A 16,589-nucleotide genomic window follows, 5' to 3' on the forward strand; every position below is an offset into this window, starting at 1 on the left:
TTTTCAATAACGAATAAATCCGAAATGACAAAATGATTGAGTCATTTCGGATTTGTTTTTAGAGGTATTGCATAGGTAGATTTCGAATTAAATCTTTGTAAAAGTCGATGGAAATAGCGATAAAAAAAAGGAAATTCGTCTAAAAACATAAACAGTTTGGTGGTTGATTGAACTAGTGATATCATGACAAATGGACAAAAATAATAAGAATATAAGTGAGGTATAAAGACAAGATGGCAAAACAAGTATTTCATCTTGATTTCTGTGGAAAAAACATCACGGTTGAAACTGGCGAAATTGCAAAACAAGCCAATGGTGCAGTTTTAGTCCGTTACGAAGATACAGTAGTTCTTTCAGCAGCAACAGCAAGTGCGCAAGCTAAAGAAGGACTTGACTTCTTTCCACTGACAGTAAGTTATGAAGAAAAATTATATTCTGTTGGGAAAATTCCAGGTGGATTCTTACGTCGTGAAGGACGTCCAACAGAACATGCGACTTTGACGGCACGTATGATTGACCGTCCAATTCGTCCATTATTTGCGGAAGGATTCCGTAACGAAGTACAAGTTGTCAACACCGTATTATCTGTTGACCAAAACGCTTCCTCTGAAATGGCTGCAATGTTAGGTGCTTCTTTAGCACTTTGCATTTCTGATATTCCATTTGGTGGACCAATCGCTGGTGTGCGTGTTGGTTTAGTAGATGGCGAATTCGTCTGCAACCCTGATTTAGAACAAGCAGAACGTTCCACAATCGAATTAACAGTTGCGGGTACTGCTCAAGCTTTAAACATGGTTGAAGCAGGGGCAAATGAAGTCGATGAAGACACAATGCTTGAAGCATTGATGTTTGGTCACGAAAAAATTAAAGAACTTTGTGCATTCCAAAACGAAGTCATTGCCGCTTGCGGTAAAGAAAAACGCGAAGTTACTTTATATGCACCAGATCCTGAACTCGAGGCAGCAGTTCGTGAAAAATATGAAGCAGATATTCGTGCAGCAGTTTCTATCGTTAAAAAACTTGAACGTTATGAAGCGATCGATAAATTAGTTGATGCTGCAAAAGAAGAATATGCTGCAAAAGAATATGCAAGCGAAAAAGAAAAAGCAGAAGCAGTCAAACAAGCAGGCGCTATTTGCCGTTCTATTGAAGCGGATGAAGTACGTCGCTTAATCATTGAAGATAAAGTGCGTCCAGATGGTCGTGCGATTGATGAAATCCGTCCATTGGATTCACAAGTTGATTTATTACCACGTGTTCACGGTTCTGCAATGTTTACTCGTGGAGAAACGCAAGTTATCTCAACAACAACTTTAGGTGCGCTTAATGAAAACCAAATCATCGATGACGTAACTGAAGTAGGAAATAAACGCTTTATGCACCATTACAACTTCCCACCATACTCTGTAGGTGAAGTTGGACGTATGGGTAACCCAGGACGTCGTGAAATTGGGCATGGTGCTTTAGGTGAACGTGCATTATCTAAAGTATTACCAAGCGAAGAAGAATTCCCATATGCAATCCGTACAGTAGCGGAAGTTACTGAATCCAACGGTTCTTCTTCCCAAGCTTCTATTTGTGCGGGCACAATGTCTTTAATGGCAGCTGGTGTTCCAATCAAAGCACCAGTAGCTGGTGTAGCAATGGGTCTGATCATGGATGAAGAAACAGGAAAATATACTGTATTAACTGACATCCAAGGTATGGAAGACCACTTTGGGGATATGGACTTCAAAGTAGCAGGTACTGAAAAAGGTATTACGGCTTTACAGATGGATATCAAAGTAAAAGGAATTACTCGTGATATCTTCAAAGAAGCATTAGCGCAAGCACATGGTGCTCGTCAACAAATCTTGGCAAACATGATGAGCGCAATTGATCATCCACGTGAAGACCTCTCTCCATATGCGCCAAAAACATCAATTATCAAAATCAACCCAGACAAGATTAAAGATGTTATTGGACCAGGTGGTAAAAACATCAATAAGATCATTGCTGAATGCGATAATGTTAAAATCGATATCGATGATGACGGAACAGTTGTTATTTACCATATGGATCGCGCAGCAATCAACAAAGCGCTCGAACAGATCAATGACATTTGCCGTGAAGCAAAAGTTGGAGATGTATACGAAGCTAAAGTTGTGCGCATCGAAAGCTACGGTGCATTCGTTAACTTATTCGGTAAAACAGATGGCTTATTACACGTATCCAATATCAGCTGGAACCACGTGGCAAAAGTTGAAGATGTATTAAAACTTGGCGATTTAATCGATGTCAAAGTTATTGAAATCGAAAATGGTAAAGTCAATGTTTCTGCAAAAGCACTGTTACCAAAACCAGCTGGCTATAAAGAACCAGAAAGAAACCGTGCACCACGCAAAGACAATCGTCGCCCAAATGGTCCACGTCGCTTCGATCACCACAAAGCAGATGAAGCACCAAGACCAGAAGAACCAAAAGAAGCTGAATAATCCCATTCATTTTCTTTGGATTTTGAATTCAATACGAGTCAAAAATGCCGGAAGCCATATAACTTCCGGTATTTTTCGATTATGGATATTGTTCATATATAGAATTTCGTAAATTTGAGCGAGAATTGAATAGAAATGAACAACTATTTCGAATATCATCTTTCTTGCTTTATAATGAAATTTAAAGGACAGGGTAATAAACATGAATTATAGAACTTTAGTTGAAGATTATTTTGAAAATTTTAAAAAAGATTTAGCAGACATTGTTGCGATTGAATCAACTCGCGATGTAGAACATGCCGGACCAGGTGCTCCTTTCGGACCAAAAGTTAGAGAAGTATTAGAACTGATGCTCGAAAAAGCAAATAGAGATGGTTTTAATACGAAAAACTATGATGGGTACGCTGGTTTAATTACTTATGGTGAAGGTGAAGAGAGCGTTGGAGTTCTTGGTCACTTAGATATCGTTCCATTAGGTGAAGGGTGGCATCACGATCCTTTAATCATGAGTGAAGACAGTGGCTATTTATTTGGCCGTGGTGTTTTAGATGATAAAGGACCATTTTTAGCTAGTTACTATGCTTTAAAAATGTTAAAAGACTTGAACGTGCCATTAAAACGTAAAGTCATGTTAATTGCAGGAACAGATGAAGAAAGTGGCATGGGTGGAATTGCGGAATATGTTAAAACAGGTCCAATTCCAACAATGGGCTTTACTCCAGATGCTGATTTCCCAGTTGTTTATGGTGAAAAAGGAAACTTACACATCGCTTTAGATAGTGATCAAGATACAATTATCGAATCTTTTAGTGCTGGAACACGTGTCAATATCGTAATCGAAAAAGCAACTGCAACACTGAATACAGATCAGTTTGATGAAAACTTATTTAACTTCTTCTTGAACACAAATGATGTAACTGGTCATGGTGAAGTTAAAGATGGAAAAGTTGTTTTAGAAGTGATCGGTAAAGCAGCTCACGCTTCTACTCCATATTTAGGAAAAAACGCAGCACTGATTTTATTCAATTACATCGGACAAGCTTACAACGATCAATTATCTAAAGAACTTTATTCTTTATTATGGGACTGGAAAGGTACTCCAGAAGCAATTGACGTGAATGGCGTTTACATGGGCTTTTTAACAATGAACACTGGCTTAGTCAGCATTGAAAATGGTCATACTCACGTATTAGTCGATATCCGTTATCCAAACGATACAAATGTTGAAACAATTTCTAAAGGTTTCGAACAAGCATGCCTTGCACTCGACAACAGAATTACACACAGCGTTGCTTATGCAGGTGATCCTTTATTCGTTGATCCAAATTCTGATTTAGTTCAAAACTTAATGGCAGCTTATCGCAAATATTCTGGTGACACATTCCGTCCAGCAATCACACTTGGTGGTGGGACTTATGCCAAAATGTTTGATAACTTCGTTGCCTTTGGTCCAGAAAAACCTTGGATTCGTGCACCTAAAGATTTAATCATCGGTGGAATCCACGATAAAGATGAAGGTGTTGAAATCGAATCATTAAAAGAAGCAATTGCGATTTATGCGGATGCAATTGAACGGTTAGCTAACCAATGAGAATGCGTCGAATCCCATGGGCAGCTGAATATTTAACAACGAGCCCATCCCGTATCCAAATCGATCAATCGTGGACAACAATTTGGCAAAAACAAGAGGATCAAAAACTTCATCTTGAAATTGGCTGTGGTAAAGGTGGTTATTCTGCAGCTATGGCACAGTTATATCCTCATGATTTATTCATCGCAGTAGAAAAAAACGAAAGTGCAGCAGGTCTTGCAGCAAGAAAGTTTGACGAAGCGCATTTAGATAACTTGCGTTTAATCTATGGCGATGGTGCCGATTTAGATTTGTGCTTTAAAAGCGGAGAAGTGGATGTTTTACATCTCAACTTCTCTGATCCATGGCCTAAAAAGCGTAATGCGAAACGTCGTTTAACGGCACCTTCATTTTTAAAACAATACAAAACGCTTTTAAGTGAAGAGGGTCAGATTATCATGAAAACTGATAACAGCTCTTTATTTGAATATTCGATTCTAGAATTTTTGAATGCTGGATTTTTCTTAGAAGACATTAGTGTCGACTTCCGTCGTGAAGAACATCCAGAAGATCCACTCACTGAATATGAAGCAAAATTTGTAGAAAACGGCCAACCTATTTATCGATGCATTTGGCGCAAACATCCTGTGCAATAAAGTGTTAAAAAGATTGATACGGTATAAAATTTAAAAAATCGTTCAATTCACTATTTGAACTAATAAGATCAATAGAAAGATAACAAACATGAAACAAGCTCACACTATTGAAGAAGTAAAGGCTTTAAAAGATTCTACTCGACCAGTCGTTTTCTTATGGTCAGCAGCATGGTGCCCAGATTGTGTTTATCTTGTACCATTCTTAGATCGAATCGAGGCAGATAATCCTGAATTTGATTTCTATAAACTTGATCGTGATGAACTCTTAGATGAAGCAATCGACCAGGATATTCTGGGCATTCCTTCTTTTACCGTTTATAAAGCCGGAAATGAACTCGGACGCTTTGTGTCAAAGCTCCGTAAAACCCCACAGGAAATTCAGGGTTTTTTAAACTCTGTCAAGGAGGCTTAAGTAATGGGATTTAAAGATGTAATGAAATCATTTTTATACGAAACAGTTGAAGATGATGAATTAGAAGAAGAGGAAGAAGTCAGCACACCTGATAGAACTTTACCTAACTTCTTAAAACGCCATACACCAACACAAGAAACATCACAACCTACTTCTCAAACACCTACAGAAACTGTTCAACCTGAACAACTTGAACAACTTGAACAACTTGAACAACCTGAACAACCTGTAGTTGAGACTGAAAATTTATATGTGGAACCACAAGTTGTTGCGCAACCACAATCTAGTCAATTTTTAGATGCAATCGAAGATGTTGTGGAAACTCAAGAAGAAAAAACAACGAGACCTTCTTATATTCGCCCACAAGTGAATCGTGCTAACCGCAATACGATCATCCGCCAAGACTATTCTTCAATCATTTCTCCAATTTATGGCGATGTGAAAGAAGATCAAAAAGATGCAACACTTGTACATGATGCGTTTAACTTAACTAAACCAGTAGACGCTTCGGAAATGACAATGATTATTTCTCCAATTTTTGGTGCTCCTCAAACAACAAAACAACCAGTTGTTAAAGTTGATTCCAAAAGAAAAGCCGCTCCTCGAAAAGAAGCTGAACCAATCGTTACCGCTTCTAAAGAATCTTCTAGTTCAGATTTAGCTAGTTTCTTATCTAGACCAGCAGGTCAGCCTGCAAATTCGGTTCAAAACAAAACAGAAACTAAATAATTTGAATTAGAAAGAAGGTTAAACAATGGCAATTTTCTTTACAGGAATTAAAGGAACGGGCATGTCGGCTTTGGCGCAAATCCTTGCTGATCAAGGGCAAAATGTCCGCGGCTCCGATATTGAAAAATATGTATTTACCGAAGATGGATTAAGACAAAGAGGAATCGAAATTTTACCTTTTGATCCCAATAACATCCAAAAAGGCGATATTCTTATTGCCGGCCTTGCCTTTGGTGAAGATCATCCTGAAATCAAACGGGCAAAAGATCTTGGTGTAGAGGTGTATTGGTATAACGAATACTTAGGTAAACTATTACACGATTACAATGCGATTTGCGTTGCCGGATGCCATGGTAAATCAACAACAACCGGCCTTTTAGCCCATATTCTTGAAGCATATGAACCAACTGCATACTTAATCGGTGATGGTCATGGTCATATGCCAAACGATGCTAAAAACTTCGTGTTAGAATCCTGTGAATTTAAACGTCACTTCCTTGCTTACCATCCAGATTACGCATTGATTACCAATATCGAATTAGACCATGTCGACTACTATAAAGACTTGGATGATTACATTTCTGCATTCCAAAGCTTTGCCAATCAAATCCGTAAAAAAGCGATTATCTTTGGTGATGATCCATATTTAAAACATCTCAATTATCCAGTGGATGTTGTGACTTATGGATTGGAAGAAGGAAATGACTATCGTGGTGTAAATCTTGTAGAAAATGAACAAGGAACACAGATGGATGTTGAAAAAGATGGCAAAATTGTCGCTCATCTTACACTCAACAATTCTGGATTACCATTTGCTTGGGATTCTCTTGGGGCATTCGCACTTGCTTCTGAACTTGGGATGCCTTATGCAGAAATTGCAGATCGTCTTGCCACATTCGAAGGAATTGCTCGTCGCTTTGTGATTGAAGAAGTCAAAGATAGTGTTTTAGTTGATGACTATGCGCATCATCCAACCGCAATTAGTCAAATGATTCGTGCGGCACATAAACGCTATCCAAACCATAAAGTGATTGCACTTTATAAACCAGACCGTTACTCTCGTTTACAGTTCTTCTTAGATCGTTTCGCAAAATCTTTAAACGAAGCCAACGAAAGCTTTGTTTTAGATTTTGATGCGAATATCAAACCAGAAGATGAAACGATTACGGTAACGATCCAAGATTTAGTTGATCGCTTAGAGAATGGTCAACTGATCACTTTAGATCAACAAGGTGCCCAAATCCTCGCAAGTCGGGCTCCAGCTGTATATTTATTCATGTCGAGTAAAAATATTTACTTGCTCAAAGATCTGTTAAAAGATCTTCTTTAATCCATTTAAAATTCACAAAAACTGATGATCAGATAACAGGTCATCAGTTTTTTATTGAAACAAAATAATCTAAAAATGATCGGGCGTTATCAGCGAATAAAAGGAAACATTCTTCTAGAATAAGGATTATAGATTTCTACAAGTTTTCGATTGATTTATTAAAATAAATGAACAATTGACTTATAAAATCCTTTTGATCTTTGACAACTGAGCAAAGATAACGTATATATAAATCTTATTGATCTCTGTTTTAGAACGGACGCTTTTAGAACTTTTAAATCTAATCAGACAACAAATAGCTCAAAAACAACAATAATATGCAAAAATGTCGCGATTTTTTCACAAATTTGTGGATAAATTACGGCAAAATGAAAATTGTTTCATTTTCCGTTTTGAAACCGGTTAAAAATGATATAATTATCAACGGAACAATTGTTGTTAGAAAGGAAGCTTATGACAGTCAATTTAGATGTCCTTATGTACCTAGCAAAGATTGCCCTTTGTATTGCGGGAGTCATTGCTGTGATCTATTTGATCCTCTTTTTCAAGTCACTTATTGATACAGCTGAATTATTTCAAGAAACGATAAAAGCCTTGAACCGGGATATGGTCAAACTTGAAGCGCCACTCGATACAATTGGTCAGGTATCGAATACCGTAAATGAAGTACAAGCTTCAGCTAAACGTGCTGCAGTCAATACCATGAACTTATTTAGCACTGCAACAGAGCGCTTAAGCGAAAATATCAAGAAAAAAGAAGAGGTATCTAATACCACTCCTTTACAACCAAATGAAAACCAATCTGCAGATCCAACTCCTGCAGATTTCAAACCTATTGATTCAGAACTCAAACAGACATTAAATCCAACACCTGATCCTGAATCATCGGAATCATCTACATCTTAATAAATCAATAAATCGTCTAACAAAATTCGATTTTAGGAGAATAATCATGATTGAAGAAAATAAAACTAACGAAACTGTAGACGAAACTCCAGTAGAAGAACAGCCTGCAGAACAACAACCTGAATTAAATGAAGAAGATCTTCGTGCAACAGTTATTGATGAAATGGAAAAAGCTTCACAAAAAGCATTAGATGCAATGCGTGAAAACGGAAACGACAAAAATGAAGAAGTCGTTGATGAGGCAAAAGACCAATTAGAAGAACTGTTTGCCCAATTCAAAACCTGGTTAGAACAAAACACTCAACCAGAACAGCTTAAAAAAGAAGCAAAAGAAGTATCCGATAAAGTTTCTGCTCTTTTAGAAAAAACGCGTCAATCAGTGATTGAAGTGTCCAATAACGAACAGTTCAAAAAAACAATGGAATCTGGACGTGAATTCTTAGTCGGAACCGGCGCAATGATTGCGGATGGACTACAGTTTGGATATGACAAACTAAAAGAAATCCCTCAATTTAAAGCGGCCACAGAATTTGTTGATGAGCATATTGAAGAATTACGTAAATCCGAAAAACTCAAAAACATTGTCGACAAATCGGAAGAAGGCTTTAATCACGTTAGCAATGCATTTTTTAGCGGAATTAAATCTTTCTTTAAAACAGACGAAACAAAAACAGATACAAATACCGAAGAAGATCAATTACCAGAACTTCCAGAATAATATTCGAGTATAACGATTAGAAATAAGATAAGAGGAATAATAAGATGAAAAGAATTACGATTTATGATGTTGCGAAAGAAGCAGACGTATCACTCGCGACAGTATCCCGTGTTATTAACGATTCAAGCGTAGTGCGCGAAGATACACGCCAAAGAGTACAAGAAGTCATTGAACGTTTAGGTTATAAACCAAATGCAGTGGCTCAAGGTTTAGCATTATCTAAAACAACTACAGTTTCGATCGTCATGTCCGAAAAACTGTTAGCGTACAATGCTAAAATCTTAAACGGTTTAATGGACGTCGCGAACATTTATCACTATAACGTGATGTTCCATACGACTTCAAAAGGCATTTCCAAAATGCAGGATGTTATTGAATCGATCATCAAATCCAGAGTGGATGGTGTCATCATTTTCAATGACAACTTCTCAGAAGACGAAATGGATGTATTAAACGAATACAAAATCCCAATGGTTATTGTCGGCAGTAAAGTAGAAGGTCAAAACCATGATCATGTTGGTAACGTTTATGTTGACATGGAAAAAATCTGCCATGATATGGTTCAAAAATACTTTGAAAACGGAATTGACGATATTGCATTAGTTGAAGATAAATTAAACCTTTCCATGATGCGTCAACTTAAAGCAGGGGTAGAATCTGCATATCAAGAAGTAGGAAAAGAATTCAATAACTACCTCTCTTATAACGATACTTATAAGACAAGTTACCAATACTTTAGTGAATACTTCAAAGAACACAAACCTGCAAAATTAAACATTGCATTCCGTGATTCTCAAGCTATTGCGATTTTAAACGCAGCACGTGAACATGGTTATCGTGTGCCAGAAGATCTTGAAATCGTAACAATCTTAGATTCCAAATACTTACCAATGATGCGTCCAACAATCTCCGCATTCAATATCCCAGATTATGACATGGGTGCTCTTGCGATGAGAATGTTGACTAAAATGTTAATGAACAACGACGAAAAAGGTGTTCAAAAAGAAATTGAAATTCAAGCAGCTCCAATCGTTCGTGAATCTACTCGCTAATTCACAACGAATAAGAGATATGTATTCAATTGAATAAATCAAAAAACGATTTAAACAAAGCGGCATGGTCCATATTATGACTGTGTCGTTTTTTATTGACTAATTGTGTAGTTAAACCTTTTTTTAACTCATTTTCTTTATAATTGAAATCTTGAATGCTCTGATCGACAAGCACTAATAAGATTAGAAAAAATCCTTAATATATATATATATATATACTAAGAGAATTGTTATATCACTATATGAGTGTTACTATTTTTTTATCAATTTATTGATCTTAGCATCAACTGAATAAAGTTCAGTTACATAAAGATAGGACAGAAAAAATGAAGAAAAGAGTTTTGCCTTTATTAATGGCATCAAGCATGATGGTTTCGGTAACATCTCCATTGTTTGCTCAAGAAAATGAGGAACAATTCGATATTCATTCAACAACAGAATTTGTGGAAGAAACACAATCACTTGAAAAAGAATCTGCATATGAAGCAACAGCAAATGGTAAAACATATTCAACGTTAAAAGAAGCACTTGAAGCGGGTGGAGAAGTAAAATTATTAAAAGATGTAGAAGTTAATGAAATTATTGAAATTAATAACGATACAACTTTAGATTTAGGCGATTTCACGATTACAAATAATGCTGAAAAGCGTCCTTTCGTTGTGAAGACGGAAAATTTCACGATCAAAGCTAAAAAAGGTGGAATGGTCATCCCTGAATCGAACGCAAAATCGTATGGCTTTGTTGAATTCTATGGAAAGAATCTTTCTATTTTAGGAGGATATTATTCAGGTAAAACAGATAATGGTCGTCTGTTTAGAATGAACACTACAGAAAATAACAAAACTGGTACGCTAAAAGTTCGAGGGATTGTAGTAGAGACAAATAATGATATTATTGGTCATAAAAGTACATTTGAAACATACAGTGGATCGATTACTGATTGTGAATTTCATACAGATACTAGAGCAATTTGTATTGATGTGATGGATAACACTGAAACAAGCACAATGACAATTAGCAACACTACCGCATTTTCTAAAAGGGGACCTGTAATTGAAGTTGCTGGTGGAAATACAATTTTATCAGATAATGATTGGACGGTAACTGGTGATTATGAAGGTGGAAACTCTTGGGCAAGAACTGCCATAGGGGTTGGATATGAAGCAAATGTGACGATTAAAAGTGGAAATTATTCCGCAAAATCTACGAAACCAGATGAAGGATACGGTGTCTATATTTATACTTCAGGTGGAACCGTTAATATTGAAGGAGGAACATTTGAGGGAACAACTGCATCATTAAGAGCTGATGTTAATCTAGGTGATTATCCAAATGCCACATCTAATATTGTAGTGAATGGGGGACAATTCACTGGAGACCTTCAGGCATCAACAAAAACCGGTAAAGAAAAAATTACTGTTAATGCTGGTGATTTTAATGGAATCACGGATAAAACTTTAGCAGACGGAAATACTGTTCAAATCGATGGTGGGGCATTTGATAAGGATGTCAAAACTAAAACACCAAATGCGAAAGATAAAGAAATCGTTACAATCACGAGAAACGACAGTCTACGATATGTCTATGGTAAACCATCTGTTGAAGAAGCACTAAAGAATACAGTTCCAGGAGATAAAGTCGAAATTATTCAAAATATTACTGAGGTTACTGTACCTGGTGGTGTGGAAGTTGAAAACAAAACGGAAAATGAAGTTACTGTAAATGGAATTGAAGTTGGAAAAGGTGAAACGATTACAACTCCTGCTCCAAGCACTGGTGGTGGCGGTTCAACCGTTAAATTGAACCCAGTGTATCGTGCTTATAATCCAAATAATGGAGAACACCTTTATACAGTAGACGAAAAAGAATATAAACATGTAGCAAGAGTTGGATGGGATGCTGAAGGCGTTGCATTCATGGCTGAAGAAGAAAAGAATGGTCAAGCATTATACCGTGTCTACAATCCAAATAGTGGATTACATCATTACACATTAGATGAAAAAGAGAAAAATACTCTTGTTTCATTGGGTTGGCATGATGAAAAGGTTGCATGGTACACATCAAAAAAACCACAAAGTGCACCAGTTTATCGTGTTTATAATTTAAATGATGGAAACCATCATTACACAATGAATAAACAAGAAAAAGATGTATTAGTTTCCTATGGTTGGCAAGATGAAGAAATTGCATTCCGCACAGCACCTATTGAAAAATAAAAGTGAGTGCTTTGATCTTTAACTGATAATTGAATTCTCTGAACAATTCATAACGAAAAAAGTTCTAAGTATGCTTAATCAAAAAGCAACTTTGAACTTTTTTATTGTTTCTTTTAAACCTAAAAAGTTTATTGGCGAGAAACGTTCTATGCCAAATAAAGCGAAAAAACGAACAAAATTGAAATTAAATTTAAAAATATTGACAAGAAAAAACGCATTAATATATTTATTCACTTTAATTCTAGACTAAATACAACGCTGATAAGATGATATAAAACGCAAAATAAGATTTTCAATTCTCTGAAGAAACACTAAAAGGATTGTTAAGCAATCCTATATATATATATATATATCATCGATAAGATGATACTATTGAAACGATTATAAAGATGTTATGCATCATCAAAAATCTTCGGGTTTTTGAGTGAGCAAGAGGGGAAATTGAATATGAAAAAAAGAGTTTTGCCTTTGCTGATGGCGTCCTGCATGATGGCCACAACAATATCTCCAGTTTTTGGACAAGAACAATCATTTGATCAAGTAGACAATTCTACGTTTGCCCAAGAAACAGAACAGCCAACAGAAGAAACAGTTGTATCTGTGACAATCGATGGAAAAACAAATGATTATTCGAGTTGGAAAGATGCATTAGAAAAAACAATCAAAGGAAATAAAATTGAAGTCAAACTGTATCAAGATGTCGATTTCACTAACCCAGGAATTTATTCAAAAAAAGTTCAGACAAGCGGGATCAATCTAGAGATTGAAACACAGGGGGCTGATGTTACTTTAGACTTAAATGGCCATAACGTAACGAATCATTTTAAAAATCCTTACGGAAATTATCCAGCTAAAGGTTTTACTGCAAAATTAAAAAAAGGCGGGACTTTTAGGATAGTTAATAATGCAAAAAACAAAAGTCATTTTGATGTAGAAAAGCTTGGTGATTTAAGCAGCATTTTAAATACTGACATTATTACATTCATATTTGGAGAAAACATTACAACAACAACGAAGACTTTAGATTTGAAACATGTGGTTTCGAAGTATTCCGATTTTTATTTGGGAATGAATGGTGGATTTAAAGCTCTTCAAGAAGATGGTTCTTATAATTTTTATACAACTGCATCAGATGCAATCGGAAATTCTAAAGATCATAGAGCAATTTTAGTTAATGATTATACAGGTGACGATAGTTTTAGTGCTTCATCAGGGGTTAAAGGAACTGTAGATTTAAACGGAAATACGTTTACTACTTTATCGACTGCTCTCAATTTTTTACATTCGAATGTCGATATGACTATTCAAAATGGCAAAATTCAAGCTTTCAATGATAATCCTAGTGAAGATAGTCCAAATGTCGGATTAATAGGCGATCCTTATCAAGAAGTAAGTAACATTAAATTGACATTGAAAGATGTAAATATCGAATCTAATTATTATCGAGGATTTGATTTACACGGAACAGATAAAGACTTACATTTAACGTTAGATCATTCAACACTCACGATGACAAGAGAAGATTATTATGGAATTTATATGCCAGCCCAAGAATCATCTGTTACTTTGAAAAATAACTCTACCATCAAAGCTGGAACAGGAATTGCGGTCAAAGGTGGAACATTAAATGTAGAAAACAGTCATGTTTTATCACATGGACAAGAATTTGTTCCTTCTACAGGAGCACAATCTGGATTTGATGAAACAGGTGATGCGATCTATGTAGATGGTTCATATAAATTCCCGATTTCAGTCAATGTAAAAAATAGTGAAGTCAAAAGTGAACATGCTAAAGCGATGAGAGATTTATTTGTTGCTGAAGATTCTAAAGATACGACTATCGTTGCAGAATCTGGTAAATTCTCAAGTGATGTCATGAAGTATGTTCCTGATGATAAAGCGGCATTAAAAGTTGATTCGAACTATATTATTGGTACGGCTCAAGAAGTTCAAAAAGAAGTCGCAAATGCAAATGAATCAGTAGAAATTTTACAAGGAATTAACTCTATCCAAGTTCCTGGTGGCGTTAAAGTAGAAAACAAAACTGGAGACAAAGTTACTGTCAATGGAACTGAAGTTGGAAAAGGTGAAACGATTACAACTCCTGCTCCAAGCACTGGTGGTGGCGGTTCAACCGTTAAATTGAACCCAGTGTATCGTGCTTATAATCCAAATAATGGAGAACACCTTTATACATTAGATGAAAAAGAATATAAACATGTAGCAAGTGTTGGATGGGATGCTGAAGGCGTTGCATTCATGGCTGAAGAAGAAAAGAATGGCCAAGCATTATATCGTGTCTACAATCCAAATAGTGGACTACATCATTACACAACAGATGAAACCGAAAAGAATACTCTTGTTTCTTTAGGATGGCATGATGAAAAGGTTGCTTGGTATACCAATAAAAAACCACAAAGTGCACCAGTTTATCGTGTTTATAATTTAAATGATGGAAACCATCATTACACAATGAGTAAGCAAGAAAAAGATGCTTTGGTTACATTAGGTTGGCAATTTGAAGGAATCGCCTTCCGTACTGCTCCTATTGAAAAATAAGCGAAGAATAAACTTGAATGGAATAGGTGTCTGGTCGTATCGGATCAGGCATCTTTTCTTTATACTCAAGCGAAATATACATTGAATACTTAACATGCAACAAGAAAACCCATAAAATAGAGGCATGGAAATCGTATTTAATTTAATGACTGAAGCGACCCCTGAACATGATTATGAAAAAGATTATTCTACAATCATGGAAAAGGCAGGTAAGCTGTTAAACAAAAGTGAAGATTTAGTTTGTTCAGTGATCTTCTGTGATCCTGAACAAATTCATGAAATTAACCGAGATTATCGCAATGTCGATCGTCCAACGGATGTCATCTCTTTTGCGATGCAAGACGATGATAGTAATATTTTGATCGAAGAAGAAGAAAATGAATTAGGAGATATATTTATCAATACACAAGCGATTCTCGATCAAGCAAAAGAATATGGGCATTCACCTCGTCGCGAATCTTGTTTTTTATTTTGCCATGGCTTGTTACATCTTTTAGGCTATGATCATATGACCCCTGAAGATGAAGAAGTGATGTTTGGTTTACAAAAGGAAATTTTAGATGGCGTGGCTGAAAGGTAGATTTGTTTACGCCTACCAAGGATTAAAGTATGGTTTTTGCAAAGATCGCTCAATTCGCGCCCATGCCTTTTTTTCCATTTTAGTCATTGTAGCGGGATTGTTTTTTCGTTTAACAATGGTTGAATGGTTTTGGATAGCATTAGCAATCGCTCTCGTTCTATCGGCTGAGTTTTTCAATTCTGCAATTGAAAAAACGGTTGATTATATTTCTTTAGAGCGCAACCCTTTAGCTGGTCAAATTAAAGATCTTTGTGCAGCTGCTGTTTCAATTATCTGCATTTTTGCGGTGATTATTGGCCTTAGTATATTTGGTCCTTATCTACTTAATGCCTTTTCAAAGCTCTTTTGATAAGATAAATTTTCAACAATAGTCGATTATCGAAATTGGATAGATGATTATGTTGATCGAATAGAAAACTCTAGAAAGGATTTCTACATGTCAGAATTTAAATCAGGTGTAATTGCGATTGTCGGACGACCTAATGCAGGAAAATCGACATTGTTAAATGCCTTATTACAAGAAAAAATTGCGATTATGTCGGATAAACCGAACACAACGCGTAACAATATTGCTGGGATTTTGACCAATGAAGATACGCAATATGTCTTCATGGACACTCCAGGAATTCATAAACCTCAACAAGAGTTGGGAAAAGTTTTAAATAAAAATGCGTATATCGCCATGGAAGATGCCGATGTTATTGCGTGGATTGTCGATGTAACGCAATCTTTCGGAACTGGTGATGAATTTATTTTAAATCGCTTAAAAGAACTCAATACTCCAGTCATCTTATTGTTGAACAAAGTTGATAAATTGAACAAAGAAAAACTTTTAAAACGATTGATGTACTGGTCAAATCTGCACGACTTTGCGGAAATTGTTCCTTTATCGGCTTTGAAAAAAGAAAACTTAGACGAAGTATTATCGGTATTTAGACAATATATTCCAGAAGGAATGGCTTTATACCCAGCAGAAATGAAAAGCGACCATGGCTTAGTATTCCAGCTCAGTGAACTTGTTCGCGAAAAAGTCCTTTTTAAAACCCATGAAGAAATTCCACATTCCGTGGCTGTTGTTTTAGAAAGCATGAAAGAAAAGGATGGCAAAGTTGCTTTATCCTTTATCGTCATTGTCGATCGTGATTCTCAAAAAGGAATTTTGATCGGTAAAGGCGGCGATATGATTCGCGATATCCGTTTAAGTGCACAAAAAGAAATTAAAGAAAAATTAGGAAAACCAGTTGAAGTAGAACTCTATGTTCGTGTCGAAAAGAACTGGCGAAACCGCGAAGCAAAAATTAAAGAATTCGGATTAGATGAATTATCCGAATAATTTACTTCATGCATAAATTAAAAAATCCTGCAAGCAATGCCACACGTTGATCAG

Annotated in this window: 14 protein-coding genes; all 14 read left to right on the forward strand. The window is 36.0% G+C overall.

Annotated elements, in window-relative coordinates:
- Nucleotides 1-233: 233 nt before the first annotated feature.
- Nucleotides 234-2,474: a polyribonucleotide nucleotidyltransferase gene (pnp, locus tag ALLST_RS10025; RefSeq protein ID WP_019892758.1), complete on the forward strand. Its 2,241-nt coding sequence runs from the start codon at nucleotides 234-236 to the stop codon at nucleotides 2,472-2,474.
- Nucleotides 2,475-2,676: 202 nt separating this feature from the next.
- The gene (locus ALLST_RS0103905) at nucleotides 2,677-4,065 is read left to right on the forward strand and encodes a Sapep family Mn(2+)-dependent dipeptidase (RefSeq protein ID WP_019892759.1); all 1,389 of its coding nucleotides are present in this window, start codon (nucleotides 2,677-2,679) and stop codon (nucleotides 4,063-4,065) included.
- A gap of 2 nt (nucleotides 4,066-4,067) precedes the next feature.
- The gene (gene trmB, locus ALLST_RS0103910; RefSeq protein ID WP_019892760.1) at nucleotides 4,068-4,700 is read left to right on the forward strand and encodes a tRNA (guanosine(46)-N7)-methyltransferase TrmB; all 633 of its coding nucleotides are present in this window, start codon (nucleotides 4,068-4,070) and stop codon (nucleotides 4,698-4,700) included.
- Nucleotides 4,701-4,788: 88 nt separating this feature from the next.
- Entirely contained in the window at nucleotides 4,789-5,112 is a 324-nt protein-coding gene (locus ALLST_RS0103915) for a thioredoxin family protein (protein WP_019892761.1), read from the forward strand.
- 3 nt (nucleotides 5,113-5,115) lie between these two features.
- Complete coding sequence (locus ALLST_RS10030) at nucleotides 5,116-5,841, forward strand: hypothetical protein (RefSeq protein ID WP_019892764.1); 726 nt, start codon at nucleotides 5,116-5,118, stop codon at nucleotides 5,839-5,841.
- Between the two features lie 25 nt (nucleotides 5,842-5,866).
- Entirely contained in the window at nucleotides 5,867-7,171 is a 1,305-nt protein-coding gene (locus tag ALLST_RS0103925; RefSeq protein ID WP_019892765.1) for a UDP-N-acetylmuramate--L-alanine ligase, read from the forward strand.
- 453 nt (nucleotides 7,172-7,624) lie between these two features.
- Nucleotides 7,625-8,077, forward strand: a complete 453-nt coding sequence (locus ALLST_RS0103930; RefSeq protein WP_019892766.1) for a DUF948 domain-containing protein — start codon at nucleotides 7,625-7,627, stop codon at nucleotides 8,075-8,077.
- A 46-nt stretch (nucleotides 8,078-8,123) separates the two neighbouring features.
- Nucleotides 8,124-8,795, forward strand: a complete 672-nt coding sequence (locus tag ALLST_RS0103935) for a hypothetical protein (protein ID WP_019892767.1) — start codon at nucleotides 8,124-8,126, stop codon at nucleotides 8,793-8,795.
- A 44-nt stretch (nucleotides 8,796-8,839) separates the two neighbouring features.
- Nucleotides 8,840-9,847, forward strand: coding sequence for a LacI family DNA-binding transcriptional regulator (locus ALLST_RS0103940; RefSeq protein ID WP_019892768.1), 1,008 nt, complete (start codon nucleotides 8,840-8,842; stop codon nucleotides 9,845-9,847).
- A 326-nt stretch (nucleotides 9,848-10,173) separates the two neighbouring features.
- Nucleotides 10,174-12,063 (forward strand): hypothetical protein, encoded by a 1,890-nt coding sequence (locus ALLST_RS11010; RefSeq protein ID WP_019892771.1) that lies wholly within the window; start codon nucleotides 10,174-10,176, stop codon nucleotides 12,061-12,063.
- 447 nt (nucleotides 12,064-12,510) lie between these two features.
- Nucleotides 12,511-14,622: a hypothetical protein gene (locus tag ALLST_RS11015; protein ID WP_019892773.1), complete on the forward strand. Its 2,112-nt coding sequence runs from the start codon at nucleotides 12,511-12,513 to the stop codon at nucleotides 14,620-14,622.
- Nucleotides 14,623-14,746: 124 nt separating this feature from the next.
- On the forward strand, nucleotides 14,747-15,202 hold the full coding sequence (gene ybeY, locus ALLST_RS0103960; protein WP_019892774.1) for an rRNA maturation RNase YbeY: 456 nt from the start codon (nucleotides 14,747-14,749) through the stop codon (nucleotides 15,200-15,202).
- Nucleotides 15,183-15,551: a diacylglycerol kinase family protein gene (locus ALLST_RS0103965; RefSeq protein WP_019892775.1), complete on the forward strand. Its 369-nt coding sequence runs from the start codon at nucleotides 15,183-15,185 to the stop codon at nucleotides 15,549-15,551. The genes ybeY and ALLST_RS0103965 overlap by 20 nt, the downstream gene beginning before the upstream one ends.
- An 87-nt stretch (nucleotides 15,552-15,638) precedes the next feature.
- Nucleotides 15,639-16,535, forward strand: a complete 897-nt coding sequence (era, locus tag ALLST_RS0103970; RefSeq protein WP_019892777.1) for a GTPase Era — start codon at nucleotides 15,639-15,641, stop codon at nucleotides 16,533-16,535.
- Nucleotides 16,536-16,589 lie beyond the last annotated feature (54 nt).

Source organism: Allobaculum stercoricanis DSM 13633, assembly GCF_000384195.1.
In the GTDB taxonomy this organism is placed as follows: domain Bacteria; phylum Bacillota_I; class Bacilli_A; order Erysipelotrichales; family Erysipelotrichaceae; genus Allobaculum; species Allobaculum stercoricanis.